Genomic DNA, 17,397 nt, shown 5'->3' on the forward strand with positions numbered 1-17,397 from the left:
GCCGGATGGTCGTGCGCCGGGCACCGAGCGTGTGGACACGGCCGACAAGCTCGCGGAGTACGCGCTCGCCGGGATCCCGTGGTACTGGATCGTCTGGGTGTCGAACAATTGCGTCGATTCGATCGAGGTCTATGTACTCGACCAAGTGCTCAGCCAGTACCGATTGCGTAGGAAACTGGAGCCGAGCGAATCGCAGACGGTGATCGATGTGCCGATCGAGATCAAAATCGACTGGACGAGGCCGGGCGTGCTGGCACGCTGATGCCCGCCCGGAAGCTTTGCGCGCGGGCATCAGCGGGACTTCAGCTGCTGAGATCTGCCTTGACCAATTTCCGCTCAGGTTGAGCTTGTGCGGACTCGCCGTGGCGGATGAACAGGACCGAGGCGGCGACGCCGATGAGCAGGACGGCAGCGGGCAGCAGCGCGGATTGGCTCAGCGCGGTGCTGAAAGAATCCTTGACGAATTCCGGGAGCGGGCCTTGGCCAGCGCCGCCTTCGGCGACCTGGCCGCCGCCGAGGCCGTTCGCCGTCAGCCGCGCCGCCACCAGGGCGCTGATCGCCGCGCTGCCGAGCACCGAGCCCACCTGGCGGGTGGTGTTGTAGACACCGGCGCCCGCCCCGGCCTGCTGGACCGGCAGGTTGTGCGTGGCGGTGGACGCCAGCGGAGCCCAGATGCAGGCGTTGGCGAAACCGGCCAGCGCCGCGGCCACCAGGAACCACGCCAGCGACGAGTCCGGCTTCATCAGCATCGAGAAGCAGAACACCGACACTGCGAACAGGCCGAAGCCGACGGTGGGCACGATCCGCGGGTGCAGCTTGTCGGCGAACTTGCCGACCAGCGGGGCCGAGAAACCGGTGACGATCGCCATCGGCGCGAAGACCAGCGCGGACTTCGTCGGCGACATCTCCCGCACGGCCTGCAGATAGAAGTACGTCGGCACCATCAGTGAGGTCACCGCCGCGCCCATCGCGGCGATCGCGGCATTCGACAGCGCGAAGTTGCGATCACGGAACAGGCTCAGCGGCAGCAGCGGCTCGCCGGTGTTCCTGGCCTGGTTGACCAGGAAGATCGCCAGCACCACCAGGCCCGCGCCGATCAGCAGCCAGATCCGCAGCGACCAGTCGTAGGTGTTGCCCTCCTGGATGCCGAACACCAGCAGGAACATGCCGACGCCGCTGAGCAGCACGCCGGGGATGTCGAACTTGTGCTCGTGCGTCGGCAGGGCGGGCACCAGCCAGACCGCCAACGCGAAGGCGACGACGCCGACCGGGACGTTCACGATGAAGATCCACTCCCAGCCGAGACCGTCCACCAGCACACCGCCGAGGATGGGTCCCACCAGCGTCGCCAGTCCCGCGACGCCGCCCCACAGACCCATGGCCGCGCCGCGCCGGTCCGGCGGGAAGGTCCTGGTGATCACGGCCATGGTCTGCGGCGTCATCAGCGCGGCGCCGACACCCTGGGCGGCGCGCGCGGCGATCAGCATGCCGATGCTGCCGGACAGGCCGCACCACAGCGACGCCGCGGTGAACACCGCCAGGCCGATCAGATAGATGTTCTTGGGGCCGAATCGATCTCCCAGCCGTCCGGTGACCAGCAGCGGCACCGCGTAGGTGAGCAGGTAGGCGCTGGTCACCCAGATCACCTGGGAGATGTCGGCGTGCAAGTTGGTCATGATGGCGGGATTGGCGACCGCGACGATCGTCATGTCCAGCAGGATCATGAAGAAGCCGACGACCAGCGCGAGCAGCGCCAGCCACGGATTGCGTTGGGTGGACATCAATTCGTTCCTAACTCGGATCATCCGAAAATCTGGGTGCGGATTTCGCCGCGGCGCTGGTAGGCACCGGGGGCGACACCGCGGAGTCGGCGGCAGGCTCGCCCCCCGAGCGCGCGCCGGTCACCGGGTCGAAGTCCTCCCACTCGAGTGCGCCGCTGGCCAATTCGGCGGTGAATCCCTTGACCCAGGCGAGCTCGGCGGTGAGCATCGCCCGCAGATAGGGCAGGGAGATCCAGTAGCGGCGGGGGACGACGTGCTCTTCGGCCCACGCGCTCAACATGTCGGCGTCGGCCAGTTCGTTTTCCAGTACGGCGATTCGTTCGCGCAGCAGCGTGAGCGCCTCCGCCTTGGGCAGATTGTGCAATTCCCCCAGCGCAAGCGGGAAGACCGGATACTCCGGAACGGGTCGCCGCACGATTTCGGCGATCCGGTCGCGCAGCGCCTCCCTGCCGCGCGCGGTGATCCGGTAGGTGGTGCGCTCGGGCCGGTTGCCCGCACGGTCGACGCCCTCGGCGCGGACCAATTCCTGGTCGGCCAGACGGGACACGGTGTGGTACAGCGAGCCGGGCCGCACCTTGACCAGCTTGTCCTCCCGCCGCGCGATCAGCGTCTGGAACATCTCGTACGGATGCATGGGCCGCTCCTCCAGCAGCGCGAGCACGGCGATGGCCAACGGCGTCACCGATGGATGCGCCTGCCCTTGCCCCATGCCTGATCACCTCCGTCATTCGTTCGCCCGGGCCTTCGGCCCCGACGCGAGTCCGCCGCCGACCGGCACGCTATCGCCCGGTCCCGACATGCTCCACGCTAAATATTCCACGTGGAATATACGGCGTGGAACAGCCCGTGGACAAGACGCTGCCGCCCGTGATGGGTCACACAATTGCCCGCCTCGCGTATCGCGTTCCCGATGTCCGGGCCGATACACGACGAGAGGCCATCGAGTTGCTGTACTCGATGGCCTCTCGATCAGGCCCGCCGAAGGTCGACCCTCTCCGGCGCTGTGCGGGAAGGTGTTCGGCTGCGGTGTGCCCTACAACGCGTGTTTGTCCAGCCAGGCGCGCGCGACCTCACTCGGCGCGGTGCCATCGTCGCGGACAGCGCGGATCATGGCGGCCAGCTCGTCCGTGGTCAGTTCGCCGGCGACGTAGTTGAGCTTCTTGATCTGCCGCTGATCCAGCAGTCCTTCGCGGAACAGCGGCAGCACGTTCTCGGCGCGCACGGCGTACTCGCCGTCGGACAGCACGGCCAATCCGTCGGTCGCGCCGGGCGCGAGCTCGGGAGGGCCGACGAACAGACCGGCCTGAACCCTGCCGTCCAGCAGTGCGTTCCGCAGCGCCGCGGGATCCGGGAAGGCGACGGTGGCCGCGAAATCACACCCGGCGACGCGAGCGCTTCCAGCCGACGGCAGCAGGCCGGGCATGGACGCCACGCCGACGGTCAGCCCACCGCACCGGGGCGTGAGGTCGCCGACCGAGCGCAGCCTGTCCCGCGCCGCCGACTGGGCGGTGACCGATACCCGCGGTCGCAGATCGGTGCCGTCGGCGAGATCGGAGACGACCAAGCCTTCGGGCAAAGCGGCGCTCACCGCTTTCGCCACCTCCTTGGGCAGCCGCACCGTGGCGCGTTCGTCGAGATGGGCCAGCAGCGCGCCGGTGTGCTCGCCGACCACTTGGACCCGGTCGGCGTCGAGCGCGGCGAGGTAATCCGCGCGGCTGCCCAGTCCGGGATCCACCGCGGTCCGCGCACCGGTGCGCGCCAGCGCTCCCGCGTAGATCTCGGCGAGCACCGATGACTCGATCGAGTCACCCGCGCCGACCGTGATCTGCCGCTGCGGCTCGTCGTTCCCGCAGGACACGACCAGCGCGACGGACGCGACGACCAGCAACCGAGCCAGCACCCGCTGTGACGCGGCCAACACCATCCGGCGACACCAACTTTCCGACGACTCGACACGGCCAACAGGAAAACCCGGAAGCGGGCAGTATGGACACCCAGAATGTACCGGCGGCCGCTCGGTGCCGAGACCGCGCCCGCCGTCATGTCGGAAGGACTCTCGTGAAATCCACCCGCACCCCCGCCGCGCGCGTCGCAGTGCGCGCGGCCCGCATCCTCGCGGCCGCGACGGCCCTCGCCGTCGCGATGGCCCTGTCGGCTTGTGGCAATTCCGATCCACTCGCCGCGGGCGGCAGCTGTGCTGGAGACGGGTTGATCGTCGGTTCCGCGAATTTCCCGGAGTCGGAGACCATCGCCGAGGTGTACGCGGAAGTGCTGCGCGCCAACGGTTTCAGCGTCGACACCAAGCTGGGTATCGGCAGCAGGGAAGCCTACATTCCCGCGTTGCGGCAGTGCGCCATTTCGGTGATCCCCGAGTACACCGGCAATCTGCTGCAGTACCTGGACAAGAACGCCACCGCCACCAGCGCGGCCGACGTGGAGAGTGCGCTCGGCACGGCGCTCGGTTCCGATCTCGCGATCGGCACGGCCGCGCCCGGGCAGGACTCCGACGCCGTCGTCGTCACCCGGGCCACCGCGCAGCGCTGGAACCTGAGCACCATCGCGGATTTGGCGGCGCACTCGCCGGAGGTGAAATTCGGCGCGCCCGCCGAATTCCAGGAGCGAGCGGGCGGCCTGCCCGGCCTGAAGAAGAACTACAACCTCGATATCGCGGCGAACAATTTCGTGCGGATCGCCGACGGCGGCGGTCCCGCCACGGTGCGGGCGCTGGTGGAAGGCCAGGTGACCGCGGCCAATATCTTCACCACCTCGCCCGCCATCACGCAGAACGATCTCGTGGTGCTGGGCGATCCGAAACACAACTTTCCCGCGCAGAACGTGGTGCCGTTGCTCAACGCGAGCAAGAAGTCCGACAAGGCGCTCGCGGCGCTGAACGCGGTGTCGGCGCAACTGACCACCGCGGAACTGATCAAGCTCAACGAGGCGGTCTCCGGCGCGGGCAAGACCGAGCCCAAAGCCGCCGCCGCGGCTTGGGTGACCGCCAAGGGGCTGAACAAGCCGGTGGGCTAGAAAGGGGAATTCGGTGTCGGATATCGAATTCTCCGGTATCAGTAAGACCTATCCGGACGGCACGCACGCCGTCACCGATTTGGATCTGCGCATCGAGTCCGGATCGTTCACCGTGTTCGTCGGGCCTTCCGGCTGCGGCAAGACGACCTCGATGCGGATGATCAACCGCATGATCGTGCCAAGCTCGGGGACGATCACCGTGGCCGGACAGGATATCTCGACCGTCGATCCCGTTCGGCTGCGCCGCGGGATCGGGTACGTCATCCAGAGCGGCGGCCTGCTGCCGCACCGGACGGTCGTCGACAATGTCGCGACGGTTCCGGTGCTGCGCGGTGACTCGCGACGCGCCGCCCGCGCCGCGGCGCTCGAGGTACTCGACCGAGTCGGCCTGGACCGCTCGCTGGCCCAGCGGTATCCGGCGCAGCTGTCGGGCGGTCAGCAACAGCGCGTCGGCGTGGCACGCGCGCTCGCCGCCGACCCTCCGGTCCTGCTGATGGACGAGCCGTTCAGCGCCGTCGATCCGGTGGTGCGCGCCGAATTGCAGATCGAGATGCAAAGGCTGCAAGCGGAATTGCACAAGACCATCGTGTTCGTCACCCACGACATCGATGAGGCGATCACGCTCGGCGATCGCGTGGCGGTGTTCGGGCGCGGCGGGGTACTCCAGCAGTACGACGCGCCGCAGCGCGTGCTCGCTCGGCCCGCCACCGATTTCGTCGCCGACTTCGTCGGCCGCGACCGCGGTTACCGCGGGTTGTCCTTCCGGTCCGCGAAGGACGTTCCGCTGCACGACATCCGGACGGCCGTCGCGGACGAAGTGCGCGAGCTGCGGCTGGAGGCGGGCGAGTGGGTGCTGGTGGTGGACGCCGACGGCAAGCCGATCGGCTGGATGGACGTCACCGGCGTCGAGGGATTCCGGGCCGGCCGCGCACTCGCCGACAGTATGTCGGCGGGCGGTTCGCTGTTCACCCCGTCCGGCGACCTGCGCCAGGCGCTGGACGCCGCGATCTCCTCGCCGTCCGGGATCGGCGTCGCCGTCGACAGCGCGGGCGCGGTGCGCGGCGGGGTGCTGGCCGCCGAGGTGCTCGAGCAGCTGGCCGGACAGCGCGCCCACGAAGACGCCGAGCGCAACCGGCACTTCTTCGAGGAGCGAGTGCCGTGAACGAACCGGACGCGGCCGTGCGCGACGGAATCCGGGCGGCGGCATGAGGTATCTGGTCGAGAACTTCGCGCAGGTCATGGGAATCACCGCGACCCACATCTATCTCGCCATGACGCCGCTACTTCCTGCCTTGGCGATCGCGATCCCGGTCGGCGCGCTGGTGCGGCGGGCGGCGTGGCTGCGCCGGGTCACGGTGACCGTAGCGAGCCTGGCCTACACCGTCCCGTCGCTGGCGCTGTTCGTGATCATTCCTCCGCTGGCGGGCCTCTCGGCCATCGATCCACTGAACGTGATCATCGCGCTCACCATCTATTCCACGGCGCTGCTGGTGATCGCGGTCCCCGCGGCGCTCGATTCGGTGCCCGCCACGGTGCTCGACGCGGCCGACGCGGTGGGCTACGGCCCGCTGCGCCGCACGCTCACGGTGGACCTGCCGTTGGCCGTGCCGGTCTTCGTGTCCAGTCTGCGGGTGGTGGTGGTGACCAATATCGCGATGGTGTCGGTCGGCGCGCTGATCGGCGTCGGTGGGCTCGGCAGACTGTTCACCCAGGGCTATCAGCGCGATTACCCGGACGAGATCGTGGCGGGCATCATCGTGACGCTCGCGCTCGCTCTGGCCGCCGACCGGGTGGTGTACGCGCTGGGCCGCTGGTCGACGCCGTGGGTGCGCGCGGACGTCAGGACGAAAGGCGCCGGGTCGTGAACCTCTTCCTCGACGCCTGGCACTACTGCACCGACGGCGCCAACTGGAGCGGCCCTTCCGGCATCGGGACCCGTATCGTCCAGCACCTCTGGTACAGCTTCCTCACCGTGGCCGTCTCGGCGGTGATCGCGGTGCCGCTCGGCCTGATCATCGGCCATACCCGGCGTGGAGCGGCGGTGCTGGTCGGCTTCGCCAACGCCATGCGCGCGCTGCCGACCCTCGGCCTGCTGACCTTCCTGGTGCTGCTGCTCGGCCTCGGTCTGATACCGCCGCTGCTGGCGCTGATCACCGTCGGCATCCCCCCGCTGCTCGCGGGCGCCTACGCCGGAATCGCGAACGTCTCCGCCGACGTCGTGGACGCCTCGCGCGCCATGGGCATGACCGAACGGCAGATCCTGTTCCGGGTGGAGGTGCCCAACGCGCTGCCCATCCTGCTCACCGGGCTGCGCGGCGCGACGCTCCAAGTGGTGGCCACCGCGACGATCGCCGCCTACGTCGACCTCGGCGGCCTCGGCCGGTACATCTTCGACGGCATCAGCCTCTACCGCTACGACCGGGTGCTGGTCGGCGCGCTGCTGGTGGCGGTGCTGGCGATGCTGCTGGACGGGCTGCTGGCCGTCGCGGTGTGGGCCAGCGCGCCGGGAGTGGACCGATGGCGCCGCGTGCACCGGGCCGCCCGTCCATCAGCGGCTCCACTGCCGGACGCGGACGAAGCCACCGTACGCAGCTAGCCGGCGAAACGTTCAGTCATCGGTGACGCGCAGTGCCGCGACGATGTCCGGCGCGCTCGAGCCGGCGATGGCGCCGATGTCAGGCCGGGCGCGGGAGGTGAAAAGGGCGCCCATTCGCGGTCGAATGGGCGCCCTTCGGCTGATGCGGGGTGCCGTTACGCGACGCCCTCGGCGCGGGCGGCGGCCGCGACCGCTTCGGCGACGGCCGGAGCGACCCGCGGGTCCAGCGGGCTCGGCACGATCTTGTCCGGACCGAGTTCGTCGGCGACGACGCTGAGGATGGCGTCGGCGGCGGCGATCTTCATGCCCTCGGTGATCCGGCGGGCGCCCGCGTCCAGCGCGCCCTTGAAGACGCCGGGGAACGCGAGCACGTTGTTGATCTGGTTCGGGAAATCGCTGCGGCCGGTGGCCACGATCGCGGCGTACTTGCGCGCCACCTCGGGGTGGATCTCCGGGTCCGGGTTGGACATGGCGAACACGATCGCCTCCGGCGCCATCGATGCGATGAGCTCTTCGGCGATCAGACCGGCGGACAGGCCGAGGAAGACGTCGGCGCCCGCCAGCGCCTCCGCCGCGCCGCCGGTGAGGCCGCGCGGGTTGGTGCGGGTGGCCAGCTCGGCCTTCACCTCGTTGAGGTCGCCGCGCTCGGCGTTGACGATGCCCTTCGAGTCGAGCACGGTCACGTCGCGGACACCGGCGGCCAGCAGGATGTTCGTGCAGGCGACACCGGCGGCGCCCGCGCCGGACACCACGACCTTCAGGCCCTCGATGCCGCGGCCCTGCACCTTGGCCGCGCCGTTGAGCGCCGCGAGCACCACGATGGCGGTGCCGTGCTGGTCGTCGTGCATCACCGGGCAGTCGAGCGCCTCGATGACGCGCTTCTCGATTTCGAAGCAGCGCGGCGCGGAGATGTCCTCCAGGTTCACCGCGCCGAAGCTCGGCCGCAGGCGGATCAGCGTCTCGACGATCTCGTCGACATCCTTGGTGTCCAACACGATCGGGATCGAATCCAGCCCGGCGAACTTCTTGAACAGGGCCGCCTTGCCCTCCATCACCGGCAGCGAGGCGCGCGGGCCGATGTCGCCGAGGCCGAGCACTGCGGTGCCGTCGCTGACCACGACCACGAGCCGATCGGTCCAGGTGTAGCGCTTGGCCAGCGCCTCGTCCTCCGCGATCGCGCGGCTGACCTGGGCCACGCCAGGGGTGTAGGCGATCGACAGATCGCGCTGGGTCTCCAGGGGAGCACTGAGTTCGACCGAGAGCTTGCCGCCGAGATGTCCCGCGAAAATTTCGTCGTTGGTGATTTCGGAAAGGCTTGCGGTGGCATTCGGTGCGTCAGTCACAGGTGACACGATTTCACTCCTGCTCGGGTCGGGCTAAACCGGGGGACGGTTACCACCGGGTAATGGGTATAAGTGTTTTCACTACGCTCATCGGGTGCGCTGACCGGCGTGTTTCGAGCGGCTGCGGGTGAGCGGACACGACTTGCCGATATCTCGATGACGGGCGCGGCACTGATCCGCGGAGCAGAACCGGGCGGGTGGGCCCGGACAGAACATGCGGTGTGATCTCCCGGGTCGCGACGGTACGTCGGCGAGGCGGAGACCTCCGTGATTCCCTCACCCGGCGGTGGCGGAGGCAAGGAATCCGACACATTCTGCCAGTCCGGTGGGCAAGTTGCCAAACCGGTTACCCCCTGGGCCGTGTCGCGCTCCATCACCCAACGTTATGGGCCGGGAATTACCTTCAGGTAAGCGGAAACTCCCCGTTCAGCGGCCGCGTGCGGTGAGCGATCGCACCGCTCGGGGCAGCGACGGTGTGAGTGCGAGCGCGCGGCGGCGCACCCTCACGCGACGATATCGCGGGCTTGCTCCGGCACGGTTCGGGGCGCGTGCGGGCGCACCCACACCTTGCACACGCCACCGGACGTCAGCCGCACCCGCCAGGTGTCGGAGGCGCCGGGATGATCGGTTCTGCGGTGCATGCCGCGGCTCTCGGTGCGCGTCAGCGCGCTGTATTTCGTCCAGCGCGCCACCGCAAGCAGCGCGGCGGCCTGCCGGGCCCACAGCAGCTCGGCGCCGCTGCCGCCGAGGTCGAATTCCGCCCCCGGCCACATGCCGTCGAGTTCGGCGATGCTGTCGCGCAGGCTGCCCGCGCTGCGCCAGTAGCTGCGCCGCAACGGCAAGGTGTGCTCCTGCACGAGGCCGATCACCGCCCTCGGGTCGATCCGCGCCACGGCGTTGAGCCCGGCCCCCGGCACCTCGCGCACGGGGACGCGCCGGTCAGCTGTCCTGGCGAACTTCGCCGCGCCCGCGCCCGCCCAGACGCCGGAGGCGATCGCCCACGCCGCGCTCAGTCCGCCGAACCCGCTCACCGCCCCGGTGACCGGCTCGCGACTGACCACGTCGCCCGCGGCGAACAGGCCGGCGACGGTCGTCGCGCAATCCGGTCCGGTGACGCGCAACCCGCCGGTGCCGCGCACGGTGCCCTCCAGCACGGCGCGCAGCGGCACCCGTTCGGCGCGGTCGACGAAGCCGTGACGCGCCAGCCGGGAGCGAAGGGCGACCGGCACGTCGTCCAGGGCCGCGAACACCCGCTGACCTCCAGCGATGGCCGCGAGCGCCGCCGAGCGATGCCCCGACAGCTCCGCGCCGGATTCGTCGTAGAGCGGGGCGAAGCGCAAGGCGAGACTCCGCAGCGCTGCGGGCTCGGCTTTCCCGGGCGGAATCAGGCTGTAGGCGCAGGAGAACTCCATCCCGGACAGCTCGGCGCCCGCTTCCACGGCGAACAGCAAGCCGTCGCCGGTGTCCACGTCGGTGCCGGCGGCGCCGGACAGGAACGCGCAGCCCCCGGTGGCCACCACGACCGCGCCCGCACGCACGGTCCAGCGCCGGAACCCGTCCTGGGCGCACAATCCGGTGGCGCCGCGCACCACACCCTCGCGGTCGGCCAGCAGTTGCAGCGCCGGGTGATGATCGAATACGCGCACCCCGGCTTCCCGGGCCGCGCGGCGCATTCGCCGCAGATAGCGGCCGCCGTCCAGATAGCTGCGCCGCGCCGGACGCGCCGGGTCACCGGTGATGCGATAACCCCACCGGGCCAATTGCTCGATCCGCTGATGGGTCTCCTCGAGCACCCGGTGCATCCACTCCGGATCACCCAGCGCGCCGCCGTGCGCGTGCCCGCGCCGCACCGCCTCGTCCCGCGCCGGGCCGGGCGGAAGGTGCCACAGGGGGATCGCGCCGTACGCCGTCGGCCCGCTCGACCCGCAGCGCGCCTTGTCGACCAGCACCACGGCGGCGCCGGCCGCGGCGGCGGAGACGGCCGCCCAGGCACCGGCGGGACCACCGCCGATTACCAGTACGTCCGTCTCGAGTTCGGTCATAAAGAAAAATGTTCGGGCACAATTCATCGGCCCGCAACCAAAACTCGGGGGTCAGCTCCACCATTGCGTCCACAGCAATAGTCCAGCAGCCAGAAAAACGACCATCGATCCGGCAAAGGCGGCCCAACCACGATGCCGATCCGAATAGATCTGCGCCCCGAGGGCGACCACCGCGGCCGCCACATGCCAGGCGACCGATTCGCCACCGGGACCGGGAAAGCCGCGCCGCTGCGCGATGACCGCGGCGCCGACCACGATCAGCATGCCGACCACGGTGCCGCCGGCGACGATGCCGCTGAGGCCGCGCACCAGTCTCACGAGGCGATCACCGGAACGCCGGAGGCCTTGCCGGCCAGCTTCTCGAATTGCTCGGGATCGGTGGTGAACTCGCCGAGCCGGATGGTCTTGTTCGTCCCGTGGTAGTCCGACGAACCGGTGGTGAGCAGGCCCAATTCCGCGGCGAGATCGGTCAGCAACGCGCGGTCGGCCGCGGAGTGGTCCGGGTGCGCGATCTCGAGGCCGCCGAGGCCGAGCGCGGCCAGCTCCCGGATGTCGTCGAGGGCCAGCAGCCTGCCCCGCTTGCGCGCCCTGGTGTGCGCGAGCACGCTGACACCGCCAGCGGTGGCGATCATCTCCACCGCGCGACGCAGCGGGGTGTCGGCCTTCTCGGCGTAGTACGGGCCGTGCGGCGCGAGCAGTTCGTCGAACGCGGCGTCCACACTCGCCACCACGCCCGCGGCGACCAGCGCGCGGGCCAGATGCGGGCGCCCGGCCGACGGCCCGGCCGAGGCCAGCACGGCGTCGGGATCGATGGGCAGTCCGTCGGCCGCCATCCGCTCGGCCATGGCGCGCAGCCGTTCCACCCGTTCGGCGCGCAGCCGCTCGCGTTCCTCCGCGAAGCCACGGTGGGTCGGATCGAACAGGTAGGCCAGCAAATGTACGGGCACCGGCCAGCCGTCCTCCCCCAGGCCGACGCAGGACATCTCCATGCCGCGGACCAGGGTCACCCCCTTCGGCAGCGCCTCGACCGCTTCCGCCCATCCGGCGGTGGTGTCGTGGTCGGTGATCGCCACCACGTCCAGGCCCGCGGCGGCCGCGTTCCGCACGAGTTCCGCCGGAGTGTCGGTGCCGTCGGACGCGGTCGAATGGGTATGCAGGTCGATGCGCACGCCTTCAAGTCTTACAGTGCCGCGAGGTCGTCCCGCACGCGCAGGCGAAGTTCCGCCAGGCCGGGGCGACGTAGCATCGTCAGCGTGCCGTCCTTCTCCCCGCTTTCGTCACTTCGTGGATCCGGCCGGACGCCGTCGCAGCAAGGGCAGCGGTTCATCCCGGTTCCGACGGCGCAGGCGATCGTCGACTGCGCGGTGTACGCGGACGGTAAGCGCCTGCCCGGACGATTCACCCACAAGGCGGCCCTCGCGCGCGCCCGCGAGGAGGCCAACGGATTCGTCTGGGTGGGCCTGCACGATCCCGACGACACCCAGATGAACGACATCGCCGAGACGTTCGGACTGCACCAACTGGCCACCGAGCATGCCCTGCAACGGCACCAGCGGCCGAAGCTGGAGCGGTACGACGATTCGCTGCTGCTGGTGCTGCGCACGGTCAGCTATGTCCCGCACGAGATGAACAGCATCAGCGAGATCGTGGAGACCGGCGAAATCATCGTGTTCACCGGCCCCGACTTCGTGGTCGCCGTCCGTCACGGTGAGCATTCCGGGCTGGCCGAGGTGCGCAAGGCTCTCGAGGAGGATCCCGCGCAGCTGGCGCTCGGACCGGGCGCGGTGCTGCACGCGATCGCCGACCGGATCGTGGACTCCTACATCGAGGTGGCCCAGTCGGTCGAGAACGACATCGACGAGATGGAAGAGGAGATCTTCACCCCCCGCAGCAAGGTCACGGTGGAATCCATCTACCAGCTCAAACGGGAGGTGGTCGAGCTGCGGCGCGCGGTGAACCCGCTGGCAGCGCCGCTGGAACTGCTCAGCCACAAGCCGGATCTGCCGGTGCCGAAGGAGGTCAGGCGCTATCTGCGCGACGTCGCCGAACATCACGCCGCCGTGGCCGAGCGCATCAACGATTTCGACGAGGCGCTCAGCGCGCTGATCAGCGCGGCGCTGGCCAGGATCGGCGTGCAGCAGAACACCGACATGCGCAAGATCTCCGCCTGGGTGGCGATCGCGGCCGTACCGACGATGATCGCGGGCATCTACGGGATGAACTTCGACCACATGCCCGAACTGCACCAGGTCTGGGGTTACCCCATGGTGTGGGTGCTCATCCTCGTCATCTGCACCGGCCTGTTCTTCACCTTCCGCCGCAACAAGTGGCTGTAGCCGGGCGGCATCACAGGCTGGCGGCGCCGCGCCTCGGGTCGCGCACGTCGATGCCCGCCTCCTGCCACGCCTCCCGCAACGCCTGCGCGCCACGCACCCGGACCCACGCCGCCTCCGTCGCGGTCACCGGCGTCACCGCGAAGTAGCGAACCGGGTCGGCCGGGTCGGGCAACGGCACCTCTGGAATGTCGCTGTCGCCGAGCAGGACCGCGGTGAACGGCGCGTCGCGCCACATCGGCTCGCCCAGGTCGAGCAGCGCGTCGGCTTGCAGCACAACGCCTTCCACCACCGGCGCGGCGGCCAGCACGCCGAGCGATTTGGCCAGGCCGGAGCTTGCGCCCACCCCCGACCGCAACGTCAGCACGAGTTCCGCGCGCGGCCCGCGCAGCGGATCGGCGTGCACCTCGGTGGGATCGCCCATGGGATGCCTGCTGCCGCCCAGCGTCACGTAGTGCACCAGGTCGCCCGCGACGATGCGCAGGATCTCGATCGGCTCCAAGCCGAGAAACGTCACCGACGCGGCGTCGACGCTCGCGGCGTCCACGCCGAAATGGCCCAGCACCTCGGTGCGGACCGTCTCCAGCACTTCCATGCGTCAGATCGCCAACCGCGCGAGCATGTCCCGTGCCTGCTCGGCCGACTTCGGATCGCACAGCACGTCGTAGCGGCCCGCCACCAATTGCATGGTGGACGCGAAATCGCGCTGGCCCCTGGTCGCCGCGTACGGGATCGAGGTCGAGATCAGGCCGAAGATGATGCCGCCGACCAAGCCGACGACCAGCGGGCCGAGGGCGCCGCTGGTGGTGAACAGGCTCAGCAGCAGACCGAGGAACAGGCCGAGCCAGGCGCCCGACACCACGCCGCCGCCGATCACCTTGCCCCAGGTCAGCCGATAGAGAACCCGCTCGACCTGCATCAGGTCGACACCGACGATGGTCACGTCCTGCACCGGGAACTGGTTGTCGGCCAGATAGTCGACCGCCTTCTGCGCCTCGGCGTAGGTCGGGTAGGAGCCGACCGGCCAGCCCGAGGGAGGCGTCGGGAGAGCCTGTCGCGCGCGGCTCGAGTTCCCCAAGGGATTCGTCATGGTTCCATTCTGCTATTCCGACGCATCTCGCGGTGGTGTGAAACGCGTGGTGCGCGTCATGCCCGCCGCGCGGCCCTTCTCCGCGATCACCTGGGCCATCTTGGCGCTGGCCTCGTCGATCATCTCGTCGCCGAGCATCACCGCGCCGCGCGCCCCGCCCGCCGCCGAGGTGTGGAAGGCGTAGGCGTCCAGAATCTCCTCGGCCCGGTCGTAGTCCGATTGCCGCGGGCTGAAGATCTCGTTGGCCGCCTCGATCTGGCCGGGGTGCAGCACCCACTTGCCGTCGAAGCCGAGCGCGGCCGTGCGCGCGGCGGCCCTCCGGAAGCCCTCCACGTCCCGGATCTGCAGGTACGGCCCGTCGATCGCCTGGAGGCCGTGGGCGCGCGCCGCGAGCAGGATGGTCATCAGAATGTGGTGGTAGGCGTCGCCGGTGTCGTAGCCCTCCGGCTGCTCGCCGACCACCAGGGTGCGCATGTTGATGCTGGCCATGAAGTCCGCCGGGCCGAAGACCAGGGTCTGCACCCTGGGGCTCGCGGTGGCGATCGCGTCGATGTTGCGCAGCCCGAGCGCGTTCTCGATCTGCGGCTCGATGCCGATCCGGCCGACCTCGAGGCCGCAGGTCTTCTCCAGCTGGGTCAGCAGCAGATCCAGCGCGCGCACCTGGCCCGCGTCGGTCACCTTCGGCAGCAGGATCGCGTCCAGCCGCGCGCCCGCGCCCTCGACCACGGAAATGACGTCGGCGTAGGTCCATTCGGTGGTCCAGTCGTTGACCCGGACCACCCGCAGCTGCGTTCCCCACCCGGAGTCGTTCAGCGCCGCGACGATGTTCGCCCGCGCCTCGGCCTTCGCGACCGGGGCGACCGCGTCCTCCAGATCGAGGAACACCTCGTCGACGGGCAGCGTCTTGGCCTTCTCGATCATCTTCGTGTTGCTGCCGGGGCAGGCGAGCACCGAACGGCGCGGCTTCATGATCACTCCCGTCGATCGTGGCGGGATGCGAACACCCGCCCGCGAACATCTAGCCTTGGCAGCATGGCAGCTACCAGGGTGTACGTCGCCAGGCTGGCCGGTTTGGCGGTACTGGGACCGGACGGGGAGTCTATCGGCCGGATCCGGGACGTCGTCGTGGCCGTCCGATCCGACCGCCAGCAGCCACGGGTACACGGCTTGGTCGTCGAATTGCCCACCCGGCGGCGTATTTTCGTGCCGATCCTGCGGATCACCGCGATCGAGCCCGGCGTGGTCACCCTGAACACCGGAACGGTCAGCCTGCGCCGTTTCACCCAGCGACCGGGCGAGATGCTGGCCCTGGCGCAGATCGTCGACTCGGTGGTGCGGGTCGACGACCCGGACCTGCCCGACCTCGCCGGCGTCGAGGTCCACGTGGCCGATCTCGGCATCGAGCAGACCCGTTCCAGGGACTGGCTGGTCAGCAGGGTGGCCGTGCGCGGGCACCGCAGGCTCGGCCGCAGGCGCACGGTGCACGTGGTGGACTGGAGCAGGGTGTCCGGTCTGACGCCGTACGAGATCGGCAGGCCGGGACAGGACGTCACACAACTACTCGAAGGTTTCGAGGGCATGCGCGCTGCCGACGTGGCGCAGCAGCTGCGCGAGCTGCCGGAGAAGCGGCGCATCGAGGTGGCCGTCGCGCTGGACGACGAACGCCTGGCCGACGTGGTGCAGGAACTGCCCGACGACGAACAGGTCGACTTGCTCGGCCACCTCGAGGTGCGCAGGGCCGCCGACGTGCTGGAGGCGATGGACCCCGACGACGCCGCCGACCTGCTGGGCGAACTGCCCGAGGGCGAGGCCGAATCGCTGCTGGCCCTGATGGACCCGCAGGAGTCCGAGCCGGTGCGCAGGCTGCTCGAGCACTCTCCCTACAGCGCGGGCGGCCTGATGACGCCGAAACCGGTCATCCTGACGCCGTCGACGACGGTGGCCGAAGCGCTGGCGCGGGTGCGCAACCCCGACCTCACCCCCGCGCTGGCCTCCATGGTGTTCGTGGTCCGTCCGCCCACCGCCACGCCGACCGGCCGCTACCTCGGTTCGGTGCACATCCAGCAATTGCTGCGCGAGCCACCCGCCCATCTGGTGGGCGGCATTCTCGACACCGATCTGTCGCCGCTGCGCCCCGAACTGCCCTTGGCCGCGGTGACCCGGTACTTCGCGACCTACAACCTGGTTTGCGGACCGGTGGTGGACGCGGAGAACCACCTGCTCGGCGCGGTCAGCGTCGACGACGTCCTGGACCACCTGCTGCCCGAGGACTGGCGCGACCAGGAAGAGACCGACGAGCGGGGCGGAGCGTGAGCCCGCACGGCCCCGCGCCCGCCCGAAAGGACACACCGTGAGCGAGAACGACCCGGGCGCGCGGCTCGGTCCCAGCAGGGCCCGCCAACGGCTGGAGACGCCGGTGGAAAGCCGGTTCCGATTCGAGTGGGACGCCGAGGCTTTGGCCCGCAGCAGCGAACGGGTGGCCCGATTCTTAGGGACCGGTCGGTATTTGGCGGTGCAGACGATCGTGGTGCTGGTCTGGATCGCGGTGAACGTGTTCGTGGTCGCGCTGCGCTGGGACCCGTATCCCTTCATCCTGCTCAACCTGGCGTTCTCCACCCAGGCCGCCTACGCGGCGCCGCTGATCCTGCTGGCGCAGAACCGGCAGGACAACCGGGACCGGGTCGCCTTGGAGGAGGACCGGGTGCGGGCCGCGCAGACCAAGGCGGACACCGAGTTCCTGGCCCGCGAACTCGCCTCGCTGCGCATCGCGGTCGGCGAAGTGGCCACCCGCGATTACCTGCGCCGGGAATTGGAAGAGCTGAAAGGCATTCTGGACCGAATCGAGTCGGCGGAATCCCCGGATCAGGAGGCCAGGGCGGAAAGCGGCGCAAAGGGCGGTCGCAAGAAAAGCTCCGGCCGAAAGGCCGCTCCAGCAGGGGTTTCACCGTCGATAAGCCCTGATCAACCGGAAATACCGAATAAGGACCTGACCGGTGGGTAACCTGGACAACGTTGTCCAGAGCGGCCTGGGCAGGGGATGTCCCGGACGGCCGCTCCCACGACGTCGAGGATTGGGTGTGGCCGAATGCGTGTATCTGCTCCGATAACGGTCTCGGCTTTGGTTGTTGCTGGTGTGGTGGTGAGTGGTTCGGGGGTGCAGTCGCCGGTGGGGGTGTCGGCGCCGC

At 69.6% G+C, this 17,397-nt stretch carries 18 protein-coding genes; 8 read left to right on the plus strand and 10 right to left on the minus strand.

The window, feature by feature from the left end; genetic code table 11:
- Positions 1–31: 31 nt before the first annotated feature.
- On the plus strand, positions 32–262 hold the full coding sequence (locus U3653_RS27645) for a Uma2 family endonuclease (protein WP_195082111.1): 231 nt from the start codon (positions 32–34) through the stop codon (positions 260–262).
- A 40-nt stretch (positions 263–302) separates the two neighbouring features.
- Here the strand turns inward: U3653_RS27645 and U3653_RS27650 are convergent, their stop codons facing one another.
- The 3 genes from U3653_RS27650 to U3653_RS27660 all read right to left on the minus strand — a co-directional run bounded on the left by U3653_RS27650 (position 303) and on the right by U3653_RS27660 (position 3,705).
- Positions 303–1,781 carry a DHA2 family efflux MFS transporter permease subunit gene (locus U3653_RS27650; protein ID WP_195082112.1) on the minus strand — a complete coding sequence of 493 codons (1,479 nt, stop codon included), beginning with the start codon at positions 1,779–1,781 and terminating at the stop codon, positions 303–305.
- Between the two features lie 10 nt (positions 1,782–1,791).
- Positions 1,792–2,490, minus strand: coding sequence for a PadR family transcriptional regulator (locus U3653_RS27655; RefSeq protein ID WP_195082113.1), 699 nt, complete (start codon positions 2,488–2,490; stop codon positions 1,792–1,794).
- A gap of 324 nt (positions 2,491–2,814) precedes the next feature.
- Positions 2,815–3,705: a glycine betaine ABC transporter substrate-binding protein gene (locus U3653_RS27660; RefSeq protein ID WP_195082114.1), complete on the minus strand. Its 891-nt coding sequence runs from the start codon at positions 3,703–3,705 to the stop codon at positions 2,815–2,817.
- A gap of 218 nt (positions 3,706–3,923) precedes the next feature.
- Here U3653_RS27660 and U3653_RS27665 point away from each other — a divergent pair, with 218 nt between their 5' ends.
- Genes U3653_RS27665 through U3653_RS27680 form a run of 4 tightly spaced genes read left to right on the plus strand, consistent with a single transcriptional unit; the run spans position 3,924 to position 7,404 of the window.
- Complete coding sequence (locus U3653_RS27665) at positions 3,924–4,808, plus strand: ABC transporter substrate-binding protein (RefSeq protein ID WP_397071483.1); 885 nt, start codon at positions 3,924–3,926, stop codon at positions 4,806–4,808.
- 13 nt (positions 4,809–4,821) lie between these two features.
- A complete protein-coding gene (locus tag U3653_RS27670; RefSeq protein WP_195082116.1) occupies positions 4,822–5,970 on the plus strand; it encodes an ABC transporter ATP-binding protein in 1,149 nt (382 codons plus the stop codon).
- A 43-nt stretch (positions 5,971–6,013) separates the two neighbouring features.
- Positions 6,014–6,673, plus strand: coding sequence for an ABC transporter permease (locus U3653_RS27675; protein WP_195082117.1), 660 nt, complete (start codon positions 6,014–6,016; stop codon positions 6,671–6,673).
- Positions 6,670–7,404 (plus strand): ABC transporter permease, encoded by a 735-nt coding sequence (locus tag U3653_RS27680; RefSeq protein ID WP_323124373.1) that lies wholly within the window; start codon positions 6,670–6,672, stop codon positions 7,402–7,404. The genes U3653_RS27675 and U3653_RS27680 overlap by 4 nt, the downstream gene beginning before the upstream one ends.
- Positions 7,405–7,559: 155 nt before the next feature.
- Here U3653_RS27680 and U3653_RS27685 read toward each other — a convergent pair whose 3' ends face one another.
- The 4 genes from U3653_RS27685 to U3653_RS27700 all read right to left on the minus strand — a co-directional run bounded on the left by U3653_RS27685 (position 7,560) and on the right by U3653_RS27700 (position 11,958).
- The gene (locus tag U3653_RS27685) at positions 7,560–8,756 is read right to left on the minus strand and encodes an NAD(P)-dependent malic enzyme (protein ID WP_397071423.1); all 1,197 of its coding nucleotides are present in this window, start codon (positions 8,754–8,756) and stop codon (positions 7,560–7,562) included.
- A 494-nt stretch (positions 8,757–9,250) separates the two neighbouring features.
- Positions 9,251–10,789: an FAD-dependent oxidoreductase gene (locus U3653_RS27690; protein ID WP_195082119.1), complete on the minus strand. Its 1,539-nt coding sequence runs from the start codon at positions 10,787–10,789 to the stop codon at positions 9,251–9,253.
- A gap of 51 nt (positions 10,790–10,840) precedes the next feature.
- A complete protein-coding gene (locus U3653_RS27695) occupies positions 10,841–11,098 on the minus strand; it encodes a hypothetical protein (RefSeq protein ID WP_323124372.1) in 258 nt (85 codons plus the stop codon).
- A 5-nt stretch (positions 11,099–11,103) separates the two neighbouring features.
- Positions 11,104–11,958 carry a PHP domain-containing protein gene (locus U3653_RS27700; protein WP_195082121.1) on the minus strand — a complete coding sequence of 285 codons (855 nt, stop codon included), beginning with the start codon at positions 11,956–11,958 and terminating at the stop codon, positions 11,104–11,106.
- An 84-nt stretch (positions 11,959–12,042) separates the two neighbouring features.
- Here U3653_RS27700 and U3653_RS27705 point away from each other — a divergent pair, with 84 nt between their 5' ends.
- Complete coding sequence (locus U3653_RS27705) at positions 12,043–13,125, plus strand: magnesium and cobalt transport protein CorA (protein WP_323124371.1); 1,083 nt, start codon at positions 12,043–12,045, stop codon at positions 13,123–13,125.
- Between the two features lie 10 nt (positions 13,126–13,135).
- Here the strand turns inward: U3653_RS27705 and U3653_RS27710 are convergent, their stop codons facing one another.
- Genes U3653_RS27710 through U3653_RS27720 form a run of 3 tightly spaced genes read right to left on the minus strand, consistent with a single transcriptional unit; the run spans position 13,136 to position 15,181 of the window.
- A complete protein-coding gene (locus U3653_RS27710) occupies positions 13,136–13,717 on the minus strand; it encodes a suppressor of fused domain protein (protein WP_195082122.1) in 582 nt (193 codons plus the stop codon).
- Positions 13,718–13,720: 3 nt separating this feature from the next.
- Positions 13,721–14,212, minus strand: a complete 492-nt coding sequence (locus U3653_RS27715) for a YflT domain-containing protein (protein WP_195082123.1) — start codon at positions 14,210–14,212, stop codon at positions 13,721–13,723.
- A 12-nt stretch (positions 14,213–14,224) separates the two neighbouring features.
- Positions 14,225–15,181 carry an HpcH/HpaI aldolase/citrate lyase family protein gene (locus U3653_RS27720; RefSeq protein ID WP_195082124.1) on the minus strand — a complete coding sequence of 319 codons (957 nt, stop codon included), beginning with the start codon at positions 15,179–15,181 and terminating at the stop codon, positions 14,225–14,227.
- 63 nt (positions 15,182–15,244) lie between these two features.
- Between U3653_RS27720 and U3653_RS27725 the strand changes: the two genes are divergently transcribed.
- Together U3653_RS27725 and U3653_RS27730 are read left to right on the plus strand one after the other, a co-directional pair.
- Positions 15,245–16,525: a magnesium transporter MgtE N-terminal domain-containing protein gene (locus U3653_RS27725; protein WP_195082125.1), complete on the plus strand. Its 1,281-nt coding sequence runs from the start codon at positions 15,245–15,247 to the stop codon at positions 16,523–16,525.
- Between the two features lie 37 nt (positions 16,526–16,562).
- A complete protein-coding gene (locus tag U3653_RS27730) occupies positions 16,563–17,213 on the plus strand; it encodes a DUF1003 domain-containing protein (RefSeq protein ID WP_195082126.1) in 651 nt (216 codons plus the stop codon).
- The last annotated feature ends 184 nt before the right edge of the window (positions 17,214–17,397 follow it).

Origin of the sequence: Nocardia implantans, assembly GCF_035544775.1 — a bacterium.
Taxonomy (GTDB): Bacteria; Actinomycetota; Actinomycetes; order Mycobacteriales; family Mycobacteriaceae; genus Nocardia; species Nocardia implantans.

Coding starts and splice junctions, on each gene's coding strand:
- U3653_RS27675 (WP_195082117.1), top strand. CDS start 6,014: ATGAGGTATCTGGTCGAGAACTTCGCGCAGGTCATGGGAATCACCGCG.
- U3653_RS27650 (WP_195082112.1), bottom strand. CDS start 1,781: ATGTCCACCCAACGCAATCCGTGGCTGGCGCTGCTCGCGCTGGTCGTC.
- U3653_RS27690 (WP_195082119.1), bottom strand. CDS start 10,789: ATGACCGAACTCGAGACGGACGTACTGGTAATCGGCGGTGGTCCCGCC.
- U3653_RS27660 (WP_195082114.1), bottom strand. CDS start 3,705: ATGGTGTTGGCCGCGTCACAGCGGGTGCTGGCTCGGTTGCTGGTCGTC.
- U3653_RS27720 (WP_195082124.1), bottom strand. CDS start 15,181: ATGAAGCCGCGCCGTTCGGTGCTCGCCTGCCCCGGCAGCAACACGAAG.
- U3653_RS27725 (WP_195082125.1), top strand. CDS start 15,245: ATGGCAGCTACCAGGGTGTACGTCGCCAGGCTGGCCGGTTTGGCGGTA.
- U3653_RS27710 (WP_195082122.1), bottom strand. CDS start 13,717: ATGGAAGTGCTGGAGACGGTCCGCACCGAGGTGCTGGGCCATTTCGGC.
- U3653_RS27715 (WP_195082123.1), bottom strand. CDS start 14,212: ATGACGAATCCCTTGGGGAACTCGAGCCGCGCGCGACAGGCTCTCCCG.
- U3653_RS27665 (WP_397071483.1), top strand. CDS start 3,924: ATGGCCCTGTCGGCTTGTGGCAATTCCGATCCACTCGCCGCGGGCGGC.
- U3653_RS27655 (WP_195082113.1), bottom strand. CDS start 2,490: ATGGGGCAAGGGCAGGCGCATCCATCGGTGACGCCGTTGGCCATCGCC.